Source organism: Streptomyces sp. NPDC050564, assembly GCF_044457265.1.
Classification (GTDB): domain Bacteria; phylum Actinomycetota; class Actinomycetes; order Streptomycetales; family Streptomycetaceae; genus Streptomyces.
On the sequence record NZ_JBITGS010000032.1, the window covers coordinates 39,546 to 55,667 of the forward strand.

The following is a 16,122-nucleotide window of genomic DNA, read 5'->3' on the forward strand; positions in this document are numbered from 1 at the left end:
GCACCGGAACAACGTGGTGTTAATGCTGCCGGGCGGGGCCGCCGATCGCAGCCCCGCCCGGTTCGTGCTGCTCGCCGACGTCAGCGCAGGCCGAACGCCCGGGTGATCGTCTGGGAGACGGCGTTGCCGGCGTTGTCCCGGGCGGTCACCCGGAGGGTGGCGAAGTCCGCCGACTTCGGTGCGCGCAGGCTCGTCCGCCATCCGTCGCCGGTGCGGGTCAGGTCGCTCCGGAGCCAGGTCTTGCCGTCGTCATAGGAGACCTCGAAGGAGGGCTTGACTATGGCGGTCGTGGTACCGGGCAGGTGCGAGGGGGTCACCGTCACATTGGCATGGCGATCGGCCCGGCCGGCCTTGTCGGTGTCGACGCCGTAGTCGAGTTGGATCAGCGGGAGGGCCTGCGTCGACTCGGTCCCGGTGGCCGCGGAGGTGAAGTCCCACTCGGTGAGCGTGTGCGTCGAGTACGGGTTGGCCCAGGCACCTCGGTCGTTGTCGAGCACCAACCGGTAGGGCAGCCGCTCCGCGGCGAGCGCGGGAACCTGCAGCCACTCGGCGTTGCCCCAGTCGAGCTGCTGGTCGCCCTGGTACAGCGACATCCAGTCCTTGACGTCGAAATTGGCCCCGGCTTCGCCCACATGGCCGGCGCCGGAGTCACCCCAGCCGGGCGCGGTGATGTACATCGTGTCGAGGTAGCGCACCGGCTGGTAGCCCATCGGGCCCATCCGGGGCCGCTGGATCGGCCCGAACCAGCTGACCTTGCCGGTCTTCCGTGCCGGGTAGCGGAGGACGCCGATCGAGTGCTGCCCGGTCTCGCCCTGGATGAAGGCGTCGTCCAGCCAGGTGGCGGCGGAGGTCACCCAGTCGGTCCGCTCACCCTGGGCGGGAGTGGTGAGCTGGTTGCCGACGGCCCAGCCGCGCCAGACATCGGGGCGGAACTCCATCGCCTTGCCCGGCCGGTAGTTGCGGAACGAGACATCCACCCTGCCCAGGTCCCTCGGCTCCTCTTGCCAGGTGGGATCCGCCGGGACGGCGCCGGACCAGTGATGCACCACGTCGTAGACGTAGTCGGTGGTGGGGTGCGAGGTGACCTTCAGCTTGACCGCTCCGTGCCGGAGCGCACCGATCAGGTCGGCGCCCTGGTCGGCGTTGAGGGTTGCCACCGTCAGCGGGGCCGGGCTCTGCGGGCTCCAAGGAGTCTCGTCCCAGGGCTGCAGCCGGCCGATTCCGTCGTTGACGACCACGAGTACCTGCGCGCCCGCGGCCGCGGCGGCCTTCGCCTGTGCCTCGATCCCGGCCGGGTCGCTGCCCCGGACCACGACGGCCTTGCCGCGCACGTTCTGGCGCGCGAACTCCTCGGCCGTGCCCTCGCCGGCATAGACCGCCGTGAGCGTCCGGGTGCCGGCCGGCAGCGGCTCGGCCGCGCGCTTGACCAGCGGGTCGGCGTAGGTCTTCGAGGTCGTGCCCAGGGTCAGCGCCGGCTGCTCCAGGCGGAAGCGGGCACCGAACTCGAACTCGCCGTCGGTGACCTTCTTGCCGGTCGGCAGCGCCCAGATGCTGTCGTAGGACGGATCGGGCAGCATGGACGATTCGACCAGGCTGTCGGTGAACGACCGGTGGACGTCCAGGCGCGGTGCGACAGCCGTGGTCTGCTGCGGCACGCGTGCCAGGATCTGACGGGTCTTCCGGCCGTCCAGGGTGACGGTGCGATCCTGGTCCAGCTGCACGTCGTTGAAGGCGAGCAGTGCCATGCCCCGCGAGTGCGGCCCGTTGGCCCCCCGCACGTCGGCGGTGAGCCAGCCGCTGTAGCTGCCGACGGGCAGCCGCACCGTACCGGTGCCGGAGTCGTCGAGGTCGATCACCGTGAAGAGGTGCTCGGCGGTGAGGACGACCCTGCCCGCCAGCGGATGGCCCGACCGGTCCTTCGCGACGACGGTCAGATTCTGACGTTGGCCCTCGCGGGCGCCGCCGATCAGGGTCCGGGCCCGCACCGTGCCGGTGCCGTCCGTACCGGTGACCATGGCGCTGACCGGCTGGTCGGCCGTCAGCCGGTCCAGTCGCGCGGTCAGGTCGACCGTTGTGGTGCCGTGCGCGGGAACGGTGATCCGGTCCTCGGAGAGGGAGAACAACCCCGCCGGGACGGTGCCGTCGACCGTCAGGCCGAGGCTGACCGGGGCGTCGCCGACATTGGTGTACGTCACCTTCTGGACGTCGGTCTCTCCCGGCTTCTGCGGCCAGGTGTGGAAGCCGGAGTAGGCTTCGGCGGTCGCGAAGACCGAGGCGTGCACCGCCGCCAGCGCGTCGAGCCGACCGGCGCCCGCCTGGTACGGCGTGTACGACGGGGTCGCCTTGGCACTGCTGACCAGCGCCTCCTTCAGCTGCGAACCGGTCCAGTCGGGGTGCTCGGAGGCGAGCAACGCTGCGGCGCCGGCGACGTGCGGCGTCGCCATCGACGTGCCGCTCATCGTGGTGTAGTAGCCGGACCCCCGCTTGTAGTGCGAGCGCGCCGCGACGATGTCGACGCCGGGTGCGGTGAGTTCGGGCTTCAGCCCGGCATCGCCGTCACGCGGGCCCTGGCTGGAGAAGTCGGCCAGCTGGTCCGCGGAGTCGACGGCGCCGACGGTCAGCGCGGCGTCCGCGGCACCGGGGCTGCTGATGGCGTGCGGGCCGCCGTTGCCGGCCGCGACGACGAACAGCGCGCCGGTCTCGCGGCTGAGCGTGTCGACCGTCCGGCTCATCGGGTCGGTGGCGTCGCCGCCACCGCCCAGGCTCATGCTGATGATCCTGGCCCGCTGGTCCCGGGCGGCCCACTCCATGCCCGCGATGATCCAGGACTCCTGGCCCCTGCCGTCGGAGTCCAACACCTTGCCGATGGCCAGCCGGGCACCGGAGGCAACGCCCCGCTCCTTGCCGTCCGAGGCGCCGCCGGTGCCGGCGATGGTCGAGGCGACGTGGGTGCCGTGACCGTTGTAGTCGGCGGTGTCCTCCTCGTAGGGGACGAAGCTGGCGCTGGTGTCGACCTGGCCGGTCAGGTCCGGGTGTTCGGCGTCCACGCCGCTGTCGAGCACCGCGACCTTCACGCCCTTGCCGGAATTCCCCTCCGCCCAGACTTGCTGCGCGCCGATCTGAGCAGTCGAGTCGGCCAGGTCGGCCTTCACCTTGCCGTCGAGCCAGACCTTGGCGATGCCTCCGGCGAAGGCCGGCTTCGCCGTCCGGGCCGCCGCGCCGGGACCGCCGGTGAGCGCGGACCAGAACGCCGGGGCCTGCTTACGGTTCTGCGCGAGGGCGGCACTCTGGATGATGTCCAGCCGGCGGACGACGCTCGAACCGGCCACCTTCGGCCGGGTGCGGGACCTGGTGGCGGCGTCGGTGTAGCTCACGATGAGCGGCAACCGGGAGGCGCGCGCGTCGTCGTAGCCGTCGGCGATGAGCCGGGTCACGTTGAACAGCTGCTTGTCCAGCTTTCCGGTACCGACATACGGCAGGACGGCGTCGGGATACACGTACGTCGCCCCGTCGATGACGGCACGGTGGAAGCCCGCCGTGGCTCCGTTCGCGGCTTCGAAGGACCGGACGACGGTGCCGTCGGCGGCGGTGCCGATCGTGACTTTGTCACCGGTGATCAGAGTGACGGTGTGTGTGCCGCTGTTGGCGGGTGACCGCTGTGCGGCTTCGGCGGGCACAGGGGTGACCGGGTTCGCGGACACAGCGGCGGTGGCCGGTACGACTCCGAGTACCAGGGCGGCGACCGCGCCGAGCGCGATCAACCTGGGTCTGGCAAAGGGGATTTCGGGCAAGGAGAGCCTCCAGGGGAACCGGGAACGGGAGTTGATCTGGATCATGGAGGCACCCTCGGCCTACGGCAATGGATTCCCGCTGGCGCGGCTGCGTCATGGCACAACTGCGCTACCACCGGGGCGGAGGCGGTACATGGCAGGGGATGGGGCCGCCGGTGGAGCGCGCGGTCGTCGGTCCGCCCTTCCTGGTGATCGGCCCCATCCGCCGCAGCCCGGGCCCAAGCTGGTCGAGGGCAGACCTTGAGTGCCGGACCGGCAGGCCCTGCGCGGGATCCTGTTCGTCTTGCACACCGGCATTCAATGGGAGTACCTGCCGCAGGAACTGGGCTTAGGTTCGGGCATGACCTGCTGGCGACGGCCGACCGCCTGGCACGAGGCCGGCGGCTGGGATCGCTTGCACGCCGTGCTCCTCAAGAAGCAACAGCGGCTCCAGCCGTTCCCACTGTTGGTCTGTCAGATCCCCACGACCACATCGATCTCGTTCCACGACCTTGATCAACATTTCAACGGGTCCTAATGTTGGACGCGGACGACGAGCTTGCCGGTGGCGCGGTCGTGCTCCATGTCGTCGTGGGCCTGCGGCACCTGCTCCAGGCCGTCGTAGACGCGGTCCACAGGGAAGTCCAGCCGGCCGGCCGCGACCGCGTCGACGATCTCCTGGAAGGCCTCCCGCGGCAGGTCGGCGGCGTCGCCGAAGTAGCCCGCCAGGCGCACACCCTTCGGCAGGTACTCGTTCGGGGAGAAGTCCCGCACCGTCCACTGGTTGGAGAGGCTGCCGCCGAAGCAGGCCGTGCCGTGCACGCGCACCGCGCGCAGAGTGTCGGGCAGGGTCGGTGTGCCGACGAGATCAAGGGCGGCGTCGACGCCGTGCGGGTACAGCTCGCGCACGGCGCGCGCGACCTCACCGGTGTCGAGCAGGGGGTGGTCGACACCGTGCTCCTTCAGCAGAGCGAGGCGGCCGGCCTGCCGTGTGGTGGACAGCACCGTGGCGCCGCGCCATGTGGCCAGCGCGGCGGCTGCCAGGCCAACCGAGGATGTGCCGCCGCGGATCAGTACGGACTGACCGGGCTTCAGGTCCAGGCCGATGGTGAGCGAGCCGTAGGCGGTCTGCACCATCTCCGGCAAGGCGCCCAGCACCTCCCAAGGCAGGTCGGTGTCGACAGGGATGACCTGGGACAGCGGCGCCGACGTGTACTCGGCATAGCCGCCGTCGTAGGTGCGCCCCATGTCCCCCATCATCGCGACGACCTTCTGCCCGGGAGCCAGCCCGCTGCCGGCCGGGGCCGCGTCGACGATGCCGGCGGCCTCGATACCCGGCACCCGGGGAAAGCTGACGCCCACGCTGAGACCCAGCCGAAGCTTCAGCTCCGAGCGGTTGAGGCCGAACGCCTCGACGCGGATGCGCACCCAGCCGTCCCTCTCGGGCGGGAGCGGGAGCGTGGTCAGCCGGAGGTTGTCCACGGGGCCGGGAGCGGAGAGCCGGACGGCGCGCATAGTGGTCGGCGAGGACGTCATGAGCCTGCTTTCTTCCCGGGGCAGGAGAGTCGGTCGGCGGTGGTCAACATGCAGCCGCGGCGGGTTCATTCCCGACTCGCCCCGGATTTCCGCCTGTTGAGATTCACCTCCCATCATGTCCTTGCCGACCGCGCCTACTCCTCCCGCCGCATCCGCGCCTACCTGCGACGCCGCCGGATCCCGCTCACCATCCCGGAAAAGCGCGACCAAGCCAGGCACCAGCTGCCGCGCGGTTTCCGCTTGCTTGATCTGCCGACCACTGTTCGAGGCGGTGCGTGCTGCCGCCGGACCGGTGGGCGTGTCCCGATAGCGCCTTCGCGACAGGCACCGTCACAGTCCTGACCGCCTCACCTGGCCCGGCCTGCGCCGGGAGATCCACGGCGGGCTCCAAGCCATGGGGAACTGGAACTCGGCGAACACCGTCCGGCACTACGGAAAGGAGGGCGCCCTGACCGGCCCGGGCAGGGAAACTCCGTACGTGCGGTGACAACAGGGCTGCCGTGGTGGCCAGGACCACCACGGCCGCGCAGCCGGCCAGGACTTGGCCGGTGCCCACGGCAGCGGCGCGAGCTTCGATGCCTTCATCCGGTTCACCCCTTCCGGCGGCAGGCCAGCCACACCAGCACGACCGCACCGGCGGCCGCCAGCATCACGGTGCGGTGGTCCCGCGCCATCCGCGCACCCTGGGCGGTCTTCTGCTGTACTGGTTCGGGGGCCTTGTCGTGCCACAGCTGGCCGGCCTGGGCCGCCTTCGCGCGGGCCTGCTCGGCGGCGTGGGCCGCCGTGCCCTGGACCGGCTCGGGCAGCTTGTCCTGCACCTGCTTGGCCAGGTCGGCGGCCTTGGTCTTCAGCTCACGGACCTTGACCGTGGCTTGTTCCGTGACCGCGGTGGCCTTTTCCTGGGTGCGTGTTTTGACATCGGTTTTGGCAGCGAGCGCCTCGAGGGTTTCGCCGAGCTCGGCGCGGGTCTGCTCGACCTGCTCGCGCAGCTCCTCAGGGCTGGAGGCGGTGGGTTCGTCGTGGGGTCGCTGGGTCATCGCCGTGCGCTCTCCTTGATCTCGGCCACGTCGGCCTTCACGTTCTCGATCGTCTGTTCCGGGGTGGGCGGCGCAGCCTGGCTGACCTGCTTCCTACCGCTGACGGCCATCACCGTGGCGATCACCCCCAGCACGGCGGTCACGATCAGCGCCGCAGCCCACACGGGCAGCGGCACGGCCAGCGCCGCGATGACGGCGGCCACCAGGGCCTGCAGCATCAGGAAGCCGATCACTCCGGCGCCGCCGAACAGCCCGCCGCCCTTGCCGTAGCGTTTGGCCTTCTGCTTCATCTCCGCCTGCGCCAGGCGCATTTCACCGCGCACCAGCTCCGTCAGCTGTTGCGAGGCTCGCTGCACCAGCTCGCTCACCGGCTCCTGGCCGGAGTGGTGCGGGCTGCGGTCGGGCCCGGACGCGTACGGCTGCGTGCCCGTCATGGCGGTCACCTCCCGTCCCTTCCTGCGGGCCGGGCAGTCCGACCCCTTCACATGGCCCGCGAGTACCCCGAACGCCGCGGTTCAGGGCAGTGGTGCAGCCGGCGCAGAAGTCGTCTATCAGCGCGGCAGCGTCATGGGGTGCACGGAGCACTCGACAACCGCCATCAGACCGACTTGCACACCTTGGGATGCAGACCCTGCGGCACCGCACTGGGTCTGCCCCGGCAGCCTCACGAGCCACGGCACAGCCGGGTTACACCTTGGGATTCGGGTTACCCGCCCGGTGCGGCCTCTGGGGAGCCGCGGCAGCGGCCCCCGGCTGGTTTTCCGTGTGTGCCCGGCGGTCTGAGGCTGCGGGCACACAGCGTCGGCCCGCTCAGCAGTTTCGAGCGGGTCGGCCCGCGTCCGCGATGCAGACGCCCTGTCACGGGCCGCGCCGGTCGCCTTCCTCGACGCCTTCGGCGTCGATGCGTTCCTGGTCGTTCGGGCAGTTCCCGCCTGAACCCCCGCCCTCGCGTCGGACCGCTCGGGCAACCCGGAGCGGTGCCGGAGCGCTCGACTGGGCTGTCTTCCGAACCCCGCGCCGGGGCGGGTAACTCGGATCGTGAGCTGCCATGCGGCAGCGTCACGCTGCATCGAGGCGTCGCGGTCAGCCCAGCCGGACTGCGCTCGGAGCCGGACAGGCCGGCGTTGAGGACCAGGGGCAGGTGACGTCCCCGGGCGTGGGGGCCGTCCGCGACCTGGCCGACAACCGGTCCTCGATGCGGTCGAAATCACCGAGTCCTGACGGGCCCGGTCCGGTGCGCCCGGACGCCGCCAGACGCAGTCTCACCCTGGAAGCGGCTCTCCCGCCTGCCGTGCAATGGCAGGCGGGCTGGAGGTTGCTGATGCCCCAAGGCAGGAGTGGTCGGGGTGGCTCGTGAACAAGCCGGTTTGCTACTCGCGGAGGCAGACCGGCTGTGGGAGGTCGCGCACTCCTGGTCCAGGGTCATGCCCATCGCGATGGGCATGACCCTGCGGCGGGCGTCTGCGCGGCACTGGTCACTCAAGCAGATAGCGGCCCACGTGCCATGCCGCATGCCCTCGTCCAGTGCGAATTGCCGCGCCAGGGCGCCACCTGCGTGCCGACATCACCGACCAGCCATCCGGGTCCGGCTGACGTCAACAGTATGGTGGGTGGCACTGCGGGACGTGGCTTTCAAGCGTGATCCACGAGTTCTGCAAAGCCTTTCTGGCGCGCACAGTGTCCACAGCAGAAGAACTGGCCCCCCGCTTGAAGGCCATGGCCGAGGATGCGGCATTGGCAGTTGCCGCAGGTCGGTGCCATCTTCTGGGCGGCACACTCGATGCTGTCGAATGTGTGGACGGCTCCTCCTGCGACGTGCATCTCGAACGCCATCTCGTAGTCGTTGTTGCAGACCTCGCAAACGGCCATGAATGACCAGCTCCTCACGGGTGAACAGATTACGGCCGACCATTCCGCCGACCCTAAGGGAACGTAGCGAGGAGGTTCCTCGAGTCCGTGGCGGCACGATCATCCGTATGTGGCCAGGCTGGGGGAAATCACCCAGCTGGGCGCGGTGAGGCTCCCGGTGACGTTCGTTCGAGAACACGTTGCGCACTCTCATCGGATCGCCCGAGGTGATGCGCGCACAGCACGCGGAAATCGTCCACCTCAGCTCTCGGGACAACGTAGAGGTGCAGATCATGTACGGGCGGCGTTCAACCCCACAGTCCTGGTGCGTCGGCGACGGCTAAAAAGTGGACCAGTAGCGACGCTTGGGTTCCAACACTTGTCGCAGCGTTCCCTGATCATTAGGGGTGTGTTGATGGCGAGGCGGGGACGCAAGCGCACGCTGGAGCCCGAGGCTGGGCGGATGTCGTGGATGAGTAGGTCGCGCTCTTTCATCGCGGCGCGCCCTCTACGAAGGCGCCAAGGGCGTGCCGTTCGTGAAGCAAGAGCTAGTCCTCAACCCCCAGCGGTCCGGGCGTCGTTGCTTCGGCGCGACGTCGCCGACCAGGAGAGGGACTGGCCGCTGCCGCTGGTCGTCTCGAGCCATTGCCACAGCTGCGCAGCTGGGGGTGGGTGGTTGGGGTGTGGGTGAGACGGTTAGCCCGCCGCGTCATCTGCCGCACCGTGACCGCGGACCCGGAGCCGGTGGACCAGGTGTGGACCGCCAGGGACCCGCGTTCCCAGCGGCCGGCAAAGGCCGCGGGGCGGCCGGTCATCTGCCGTACCCACGGCGGTGGCGGGGGTGAAACCTTCCTGTTGCGGCAGGTCGCACTGGGTCTAGACGCGGGCGGTGGAGTAGTGGCCGCGGAAGCCGCGTGCGGTGATCTCTTGGTGGAGATCGAGGATGGCCACCTCCTTGCGGTTTCGGCCCAGCGCGAGGCCAGGTAGGGCCTGAGAGGGCTGAGTTTGCTGGGAGTTGGCGCCTTGCGACCCATGACCATGTCCTGCCGACGGGCGGCGCGGGCGCACCGCTGGACAGTGTGTCGGCCCCAGCCCAGGTGGCGGGCGATGTGGCGCAGGCCCATGCCCACTCCACGTGCATGCTGACGGCCATGGCCGCCGACACTCTTGCGCTTCTGCGTCAGCAGCGATGACACCGATGGAGCCTTCATGCGAGGAATTGTCGCTGCCTGTGGATGAGTCGGGCCCTCGGCCATCGTAGAATTCCGGGACCGGTCCGCCCGGGGGAATGCCCGGCCGGTGCCGCGAATCGATCAGATGAGGGAGATGCCCGAGGCGATCGTCGCGGTGCCGCCAACTCGAACCAGCGGACCTGAGGCATCGCGACGCATACTCGCAGCGATGGTTGAGGGTTCGCCGAGCGAGTCGCCCATGTCGACGTCCAGTGCGGAGAAGCCGTGGTCGGCGAGGTCTGCAGCCAAGCAGGCGGTGCTGTTGGCGTTGGCGATGTCTTCGGGGACACCGATGGAGGGGGCAAACATGCGGGCTGCGGCGCGGCCATCGGGAAATGGCATGCTGTACACGTAGCAGCCCAGCAGTCCCAGCCGGTCGCAAGCTTCCCGAAGGCGGGACATGTCGGGCGCCAGATCCGCCAGGGCCTGACGATCAACGACTCGAACCAGCATCCGGGGCCGTCCCACCGAAGCAATACGACATCGTGCCGACGCCTCCAACGAATCAATGCCCAGGGCGGCAAGGACCAATTCGCCGTCCCCGGCGGCGGGGTCGCTTAGCTCGACAGGGCCGGGATCGAATACGGCCTCGTACCGGTTGTCGCCGCCGGTGGCGCGGCCGAGGAAGGTCCGGCTCCCCGAGCGCAGAACCGCCTCGTACTCCCGCTCCCGCGCCTGGGCGCGTTCGGCGAGCACCGCGAGCGCAGCCACGGTGCCATGCCCGCAGGCGGGCAGCTCTCCGGCAGCGGTGAAGAAGCGCAGCGACACGACCGGACGGCCGGACGTGTGCTCCTCGGCCGAGATGAACACGGCATGCGACGTGCCCGCCGCGACCGGGACCGCGCAACGCTCGGCGTCACTCAGCAGCGTGTCATCGACCACCGCGGTCGGGCTCCCGCCCTGCCCAGCACGCTGACAGGCGTAGACGACCGCAACTTGGAGACTCATGGAACCGGGAGGCTAGCAAGGAAGCAGATCCGTCGGACAGACTCAGACGGCGCCGGGCCCGGGGCGCTCGACGAGCTGACCGCGTTCGAAGGGGCCCCGGCGCGGTGTGGTCGTCCTTCAGCGCAACGAGCTCTTTCGAGCCGTCGGCGCGCACGCCGACGAGGACGAGCTCGTAGGCTTTAGCCTCCTCCAGGTGGACGTTGAGGTGGATACCGTCGGCCCACATGTACACGTAGTCGACCTCCGCCAGGTCACGGTCCAGAAAGGCGGCGTGGTCGGTCTGCCACTGCTGTGTGAGACAGGTGACCGTCGCGGGTGAGAGCCTGGCCGAACTGCCCAGGAACTGCTCCAGCGCAGGCACGTAGTCACCGGCAGGCAGGCCGTGGAGGTAGGGCAGCGCCAGCACCCGGCTGATCTTCGGGGGCTTGCCTCGACGACCCGAGCTCCCTGGCACGAAGCGAGTTGTCCCGTGTGCGAAAAGACCCTGCGTGCGGGCGTCCCAACGCGGGCGGCTTTGCACGATGCGGTAGGGCTGGTGTCAGCCGTGCAGGGGACGGTGCAGTATCCGGACCCATGTTGCGGACGGTCAGGTCCTCGATCACGAGCGTTTGGATGCCCTATGGGTCTCGACGACGCCGCCTGATCGACCCCCTGGTCGTCGGCGAGCCGCGGGAACCTGCAGTTCATGGACCGTATCGTCGAGCAGTTCGACTTCAACTTCCTCTGCATGCCGCTCGATGCCGCTCGGCGAGGACTCCGGCACGCTCGCTGCTGCACTTGAGCAGCGCGGGCCGGTGGTTCGCAACGTATCCGGTGCCGGACTGCGGATCATGGTCGGCAGCCTGGAGCCTGGAGGCGAACGCTTGCTGATCGACCTTGGAGGGCCTCAAATCGGCTCGATGACGTTCTTCCGCAGGTGCCCGTAGACCACCGAGGTGCGTACGTCCGCGAGCTCCTGTCGCTCGGTCAGCTTGTCCAGGACGACCGCATGCAGATGGTCGGTGTCGCGAACCGCCACATGGAGGAGGAAGTCGTCGGTGCCCGTGAGTACGAAGACCGCGATCACCTCGGGCATCCGCGCCACGAAGGCCTGGAACTGCTCGATGACCGCACGCGTCGGCGGCCGTACCCGCACGGCGATCATCGCCTGCAGCCCCCGGCCGAGCGAGGGGAGGTCCACCTCGGCGTGGAATCCGAGCAGCACGCCGCGCTCACGGAGGGAGCGCACCCGCTCCAGGCAGGTGGAGGGGGCGATGCCCAACTCCTGTGCCAAGTCCCGGTTGGTGCGCCGACCGTCTTGCTGCAGAAGCCGCAGCAACGCCGAATCTAGTTCGTCCATATTTCGTCACACTCCCAGAGATCCGAATTCTATTCGGTCAGCGTGCCATCATCTCGGACTCATTGCTAGCGTGCCCGCAGTAATCCCGTTCATGATTCGCTTCTCCACTGTGCGGTCCGGACGGAGTCGGGGAGTTCGGACGGGAGGGCATCAGGGGTGGACGAGCGGAAGACGAGGGTCTTGGCGATCTGTTCGGTCGTGGCGGCCGCACTGTTCTGGAGCAGCTCGTACGCGGTGACCAAGGAGGTGCTGGCGGACGTCGGGCCACTGACGATCGGGGCCATCCGCTTCACGATCGCCGCCGTGCTGCTCGGGATCATGGCGCGCATGCGCCGCAATTCTGTCGCCCAGCCGGATGCCCGCCAACGGCGGATGATCTACCTGAGCGGCCTGCTCGGCATCACGGTCTACTTCGTGCTGGAGAACATCGGCGTCGAGCTGTCGACCGCCTCCGACGCCTCTCTGATCGTGGCCTCCTATCCGCTGATGACCATGCTTCTGGAACTGGTGCTCTTCCGGACCAGGATGCCGCTGTTCCGGGTCGGTGGTGTGCTGCTCGCCACTGGGGGATCCTTCCTGGTCGTACGCAACGGGGCGCAAGTCGGTGGCGGTGCACGCTGGTTCGGTGATGTCCTGCTGCTGCTCGGCGGGCTGGTGTGGGCCGGGTACAACGTGCTGGGCAAGTATGCGGGCCGCGGGCAGGACGCGGTGAACCTCACCTACTACCAGACCGTGGCGGGCGCCGCCGGCTTCCTGCTCGCCTCGCTCCTGGAGATCGGGGACTGGCGGGTGCCGGACGTCACGGCCTCAGCGCTGCTGGCCTATCTGGCCGTGGCGTGTTCCGTCGGCGGCTTCCTCCTCTACAACTACGGCCTGCGCCGGATGACCTCGAGCGTCGCGGTCAACATCCTCAACCTGGTACCGGTCTTCGGTGTGCTCGGTGCCGTGGTGATCAACGGAGAGAGAGTCCGGCTCGCACAGGTCTTCGGCGGCGTGATCATCATCGTCGGTGTGGCACTCGGGATGGTCGAGCGCCGAACGGCCGTCGAGGAAGCCGCAGTTCCCGAGCCGACCCCGGTCGGCGAGCGCGTCTGAAGGAGTCCGTCCTCAGGGCGTACCAGCTCCGAGAGGTCGACCATGCTTCACCGGGAACCATCCAGCGACCGGCAGACCGCCGTCGACAAGGCGCCATTCCCAGCCCGGTAGCCCCACCATCCACGTCGGAACGGTCGCGAGCTCGGCTGACGGAGGCAGCTCCCCAGACAAGATGCCCTCTCGGCCTCCGTCAGCAAGCGTCGGACCGTTGCGTCCAGTGCCCCAGATACAGCTCGCCTTTGACAGAGCGTCAGCGATGCAGCGTTGCCGACACGGTGGACGGCGCCGCTAGCCTGCGGCGATGCGCAGCCTGATCGTGCGGGATTCAGGGCGCAGCGCGAACTCGGGCGACACATCCGGTCCGCAGGACCGCGAGCCCAGCCCGTGCTGGGCCGCATCGAGTATCAGGTGACTCGTTGTCGAGTTGGCGAGCTCGAATGGGTGTCCAGCGCGTGCGATCTGCTGTGGGGTGTGGCGGCTGAGCGTGAAGCCGGGGCGACGCCCCTGCGTGTCGGGGATCGTCGTGATGCTGAGCACCGCGGTGCCGGCACTCGTCAGTACCAAGTGCCGCAACTGGGAGCGGTGTCCGGTCTCCTGGGGGCGCGCGTAGTTCACGGAGAGGTCGTGGACGGTGGCGGAGAATCGGCCGATGCGCGCTGCGCGGAGGCTGTCGGGATAGGACTCGAGCGGGCCGAGGCCGAACCACTCGGCGCCGTCGACGCCGGCCGCGTCATCGGGCAGATCGAAGCGAATGCCGATCCGTGGCCACACCGTCTGCCACCCGCGTGAGGGCTCGATCTCCATCCGCAGTTCCAGTTCGTCACCTTCGAGTGACCAGAGGGACTCCACGGTTACCGACAGGGCGGAGTTCGCTGCGGAGACCTTGTCGATCGTGCGCAGTGCCTCCGCGGTGTGTTCCACGGACACGCGTCGTGTGGTGAGCCGGTCCAGACCGTCGCGACGCCACAGGTCGGCGTTGGACATCCCGGCGATGTCGGCGTCGCTCTCGGCTACTTCGTCGGACGCGCTCTCGTCGTTGTCGGTCGGCGCACGGAACAGTTCCAGCCGCGGGCCCGTCACGGCGCGGCCGGCGAGGCGTACGAGGGAGCCGTCGATGAACTCGGCGATTCCGAGCGTCGATGTTCCGGCGTCCGGCCGCCAGTCGGTGCGGGGCTGGATGGCAGGAAGGGAGCGGCGGATCGAGCGGTCCAGCTGGGCCGTTGCGATGACATGCCCTGCGCTTGCCCAAGCGGTGTTGTCCGCCAGTGCCGCGTCGAGCGTCAGCCACGTTTCCGAGTCCGGCGATACCGGGATCGGGGGCAGCGGCACCCATCCCGAATCGCCTGCCGCGACGACGGGGACTTCCAGGTCCCCGGCGTCCACGGGTGTTCCGTCGTGCTCGACGCGCCAGCGGAAACGCAGGTCGGATGTGTCGGCCGAGTGCCGCAGGTTCGTGATCGCGACCTTGTCGCCGTCGAAGGTGAAGCGGACGGGCTGTACGACGGCCTTGAACTCATAAAGGCTGGGCGTCGGCACGTCGTTGCTCAACAGCATCCCGTCCATCACGAAGTTGCCGTCGTGCACCACCTCGCCGAAGTCGCCGCCGTACGCGTAGTACGGCGTCCCGTCCGGGGCCGTAGTGAGGATGCCGTGATCGCGCCATTCCCAGACGAAGCCGCCGTGCAGCCGTGGATACGCGTGCACCAGCGCCTCGTACTGGTCGAGTGCGCCCGGCCCGTTGCCCATCGCGTGGGCGTACTCGCACAGCAGGAACGGCTTGGTGCGCTGCCGGGCGCTCTGCGCGGGAGTGCAGTTCAGCAGCGTCGAGCGTGAGCCGTCGGTGCCGATCTGTTCGGCCTCGAGGACCGAGGCGTACATGCGCGAGTAGATGTCGGTGTAGTCGCCGGTGTGGTCGCCTTCGTAGTGCACCGGCCGTCCGGTGTCGCGGGCGTGGACCCACGCCGACATCGCGGCGAGGTTGGCGCCGGTTCCCGCTTCGTTGCCGAGCGACCAGATCACGATGCTGGGATGGTTCTTGTCCCGTTCGACGGTGCGCTCGATCCGGTCGAGATACGCGCCCCGCCAGGCCGGGTCGTCGCTGGGATTGCCGATCCAGTTGAGTTTGTCGAAACCGTGCGTCTCGAGGTCGCATTCGAGGATCACCCAGAATCCGAGTTCGTCGGCAAGGTCGAGCAGCCGTGGATGCGGCGGGTAGTGACTGGTGCGGATGGCGTTCACGTTGAACCGCTTCATGCGGGCCAGATCCTGGCGGGCATGTTCCTCGTCGAAGACGCGGCCGCGCTCGGGGTGGGTTTCATGGCGGTTGACGCCATGGAAGACGACGCGGCGGCCGTTGACCAGGAACTGGTCGCCGCGGACCTCGACCGTGCGGAAACCCACCCGCAGGGCGATGCTCTCAGCGGCCGTCGAGACGGTGGCGTCGTACAGGCGAGGCTGCTCGGCCGACCAGGGCTCCACGCCATCGACGCAGAGCGGAGCCACGTCGGCCGCTGTGGCCCAGATCTGCTCGATGCCGAGTTCAGGAATGCGCAGGATGACCGGGAATGCTGCCGCATCGGCCGTGATCTCCGGCTCGACCCGTCCGTGACCGTTGTCGAAGCCGGTGCGCAGCCAGAGGTCATCGATGCCTCCGGCCGGGCGTGCGATGAGAGTGACATCGCGGAAGATGCCCGGGAGCCACCACTGGTCCTGGTCTTCGACGTAGCTGGCCGCCGACCACTGGTGCACCCGTACGGCCATGACGTTGTCGCCCGTGCGTACCGACGCCGTCACGTCGAATTCGTGGGCGAGCCGGCTTCCGCCTGCGCTGCCGATCTCGACGCCGTTGACCCACACCTTGAACAGCGACTCGACACCGTCGAACCGGAGCACAATGCGCTCGGCCTGCGACCAGTCGGCAGGTATGCGGAAGTGGCGGCGGTAGTCGCCGGTGGGGTTCTCATCCGGAACATGGGGCGGGTCGATCGGGAACGGATACTGCACGTTCGTGTAGATCGGCCGGCCGTAGGCGCCATCGCCCTGCAGCACCCAGTGGGAAGGCACCGGAATGCTGTCCCAGCCGTTGTCGTCGAAGGCTTCGGCCGCGAAATCCTCGACCGCCGGCACCGTCGGCGACAGACGGAAACCCCAGGGACCGTTCAGTGACAGCGAGGGGGCGTCGGAATGCAGCCACGCGCGTGCGGGGCGCAGCGCTCCGTGCCCTGGCGTGGTGTCGGAAACATAGGAGGAAAGCTCGGAGGGCAAGAGGTCACAACTCTTTCGTGGTAGCAAAAGGGGGGGCCGGATTCTGTAGCCGT

At 68.9% G+C, this 16,122-nt stretch carries 11 protein-coding genes and 2 pseudogenes; 5 read left to right on the plus strand and 8 right to left on the minus strand.

Features of this window, described 5'->3' with window-relative positions:
- Positions 1–80: 80 nt before the first annotated feature.
- A complete protein-coding gene (locus ACIBK0_RS38300) occupies positions 81–3,836 on the minus strand; it encodes a S8 family serine peptidase (RefSeq protein ID WP_399090413.1) in 3,756 nt (1,251 codons plus the stop codon).
- A 199-nt stretch (positions 3,837–4,035) separates the two neighbouring features.
- Here ACIBK0_RS38300 and ACIBK0_RS38305 point away from each other — a divergent pair.
- Positions 4,036–4,209: pseudogene (locus ACIBK0_RS38305) on the plus strand (transposase); the annotation flags it as partial.
- A gap of 95 nt (positions 4,210–4,304) precedes the next feature.
- On the opposite strand, the gene ACIBK0_RS38310 reads toward ACIBK0_RS38305, so the two are convergent.
- Positions 4,305–5,306, minus strand: a complete 1,002-nt coding sequence (locus ACIBK0_RS38310; RefSeq protein ID WP_399090416.1) for a zinc-binding dehydrogenase — start codon at positions 5,304–5,306, stop codon at positions 4,305–4,307.
- A 117-nt stretch (positions 5,307–5,423) separates the two neighbouring features.
- Here ACIBK0_RS38310 and ACIBK0_RS38315 point away from each other — a divergent pair.
- Positions 5,424–5,540 (plus strand): annotated as a pseudogene (locus tag ACIBK0_RS38315) (IS5/IS1182 family transposase); the annotation flags it as partial.
- A 356-nt stretch (positions 5,541–5,896) separates the two neighbouring features.
- Here the strand turns inward: ACIBK0_RS38315 and ACIBK0_RS38320 are convergent.
- Positions 5,897–6,343 (minus strand): DUF3618 domain-containing protein, encoded by a 447-nt coding sequence (locus ACIBK0_RS38320; protein ID WP_399090419.1) that lies wholly within the window; start codon positions 6,341–6,343, stop codon positions 5,897–5,899.
- Positions 6,340–6,777, minus strand: coding sequence for a phage holin family protein (locus ACIBK0_RS38325; RefSeq protein WP_399090422.1), 438 nt, complete (start codon positions 6,775–6,777; stop codon positions 6,340–6,342). Before ACIBK0_RS38325 ends, ACIBK0_RS38320 begins: the two co-directional genes overlap by 4 nt.
- Before the next feature lie 1,204 nt (positions 6,778–7,981).
- On the opposite strand from ACIBK0_RS38325, the gene ACIBK0_RS38330 reads away from it, so the two are divergent.
- Positions 7,982–8,218 carry a hypothetical protein gene (locus ACIBK0_RS38330; protein WP_399090425.1) on the plus strand — a complete coding sequence of 79 codons (237 nt, stop codon included), beginning with the start codon at positions 7,982–7,984 and terminating at the stop codon, positions 8,216–8,218.
- A gap of 173 nt (positions 8,219–8,391) precedes the next feature.
- Positions 8,392–8,535 carry a Scr1 family TA system antitoxin-like transcriptional regulator gene (locus ACIBK0_RS38335; RefSeq protein WP_399090428.1) on the plus strand — a complete coding sequence of 48 codons (144 nt, stop codon included), beginning with the start codon at positions 8,392–8,394 and terminating at the stop codon, positions 8,533–8,535.
- A 969-nt stretch (positions 8,536–9,504) separates the two neighbouring features.
- Here ACIBK0_RS38335 and ACIBK0_RS38340 read toward each other — a convergent pair.
- The 3 genes from ACIBK0_RS38340 to ACIBK0_RS38350 all read right to left on the minus strand — a co-directional run bounded on the left by ACIBK0_RS38340 (position 9,505) and on the right by ACIBK0_RS38350 (position 11,710).
- Positions 9,505–10,305, minus strand: a complete 801-nt coding sequence (locus ACIBK0_RS38340) for a PhzF family phenazine biosynthesis protein (protein WP_399090431.1) — start codon at positions 10,303–10,305, stop codon at positions 9,505–9,507.
- Positions 10,295–10,777, minus strand: a complete 483-nt coding sequence (locus ACIBK0_RS38345) for a transposase (RefSeq protein ID WP_399090434.1) — start codon at positions 10,775–10,777, stop codon at positions 10,295–10,297. The genes ACIBK0_RS38340 and ACIBK0_RS38345 overlap by 11 nt, the downstream gene beginning before the upstream one ends.
- A 480-nt stretch (positions 10,778–11,257) precedes the next feature.
- Positions 11,258–11,710: an Lrp/AsnC family transcriptional regulator gene (locus ACIBK0_RS38350; RefSeq protein ID WP_399090437.1), complete on the minus strand. Its 453-nt coding sequence runs from the start codon at positions 11,708–11,710 to the stop codon at positions 11,258–11,260.
- A 156-nt stretch (positions 11,711–11,866) separates the two neighbouring features.
- Between ACIBK0_RS38350 and ACIBK0_RS38355 the strand changes: the two genes are divergently transcribed.
- Positions 11,867–12,805: a DMT family transporter gene (locus tag ACIBK0_RS38355; protein ID WP_399090440.1), complete on the plus strand. Its 939-nt coding sequence runs from the start codon at positions 11,867–11,869 to the stop codon at positions 12,803–12,805.
- 288 nt (positions 12,806–13,093) lie between these two features.
- Here the strand turns inward: ACIBK0_RS38355 and ACIBK0_RS38360 are convergent, their stop codons facing one another.
- Positions 13,094–16,069 (minus strand): glycoside hydrolase family 2 TIM barrel-domain containing protein, encoded by a 2,976-nt coding sequence (locus ACIBK0_RS38360; RefSeq protein WP_399090443.1) that lies wholly within the window; start codon positions 16,067–16,069, stop codon positions 13,094–13,096.
- Between the last annotated feature and the right edge of the window lie 53 nt (positions 16,070–16,122).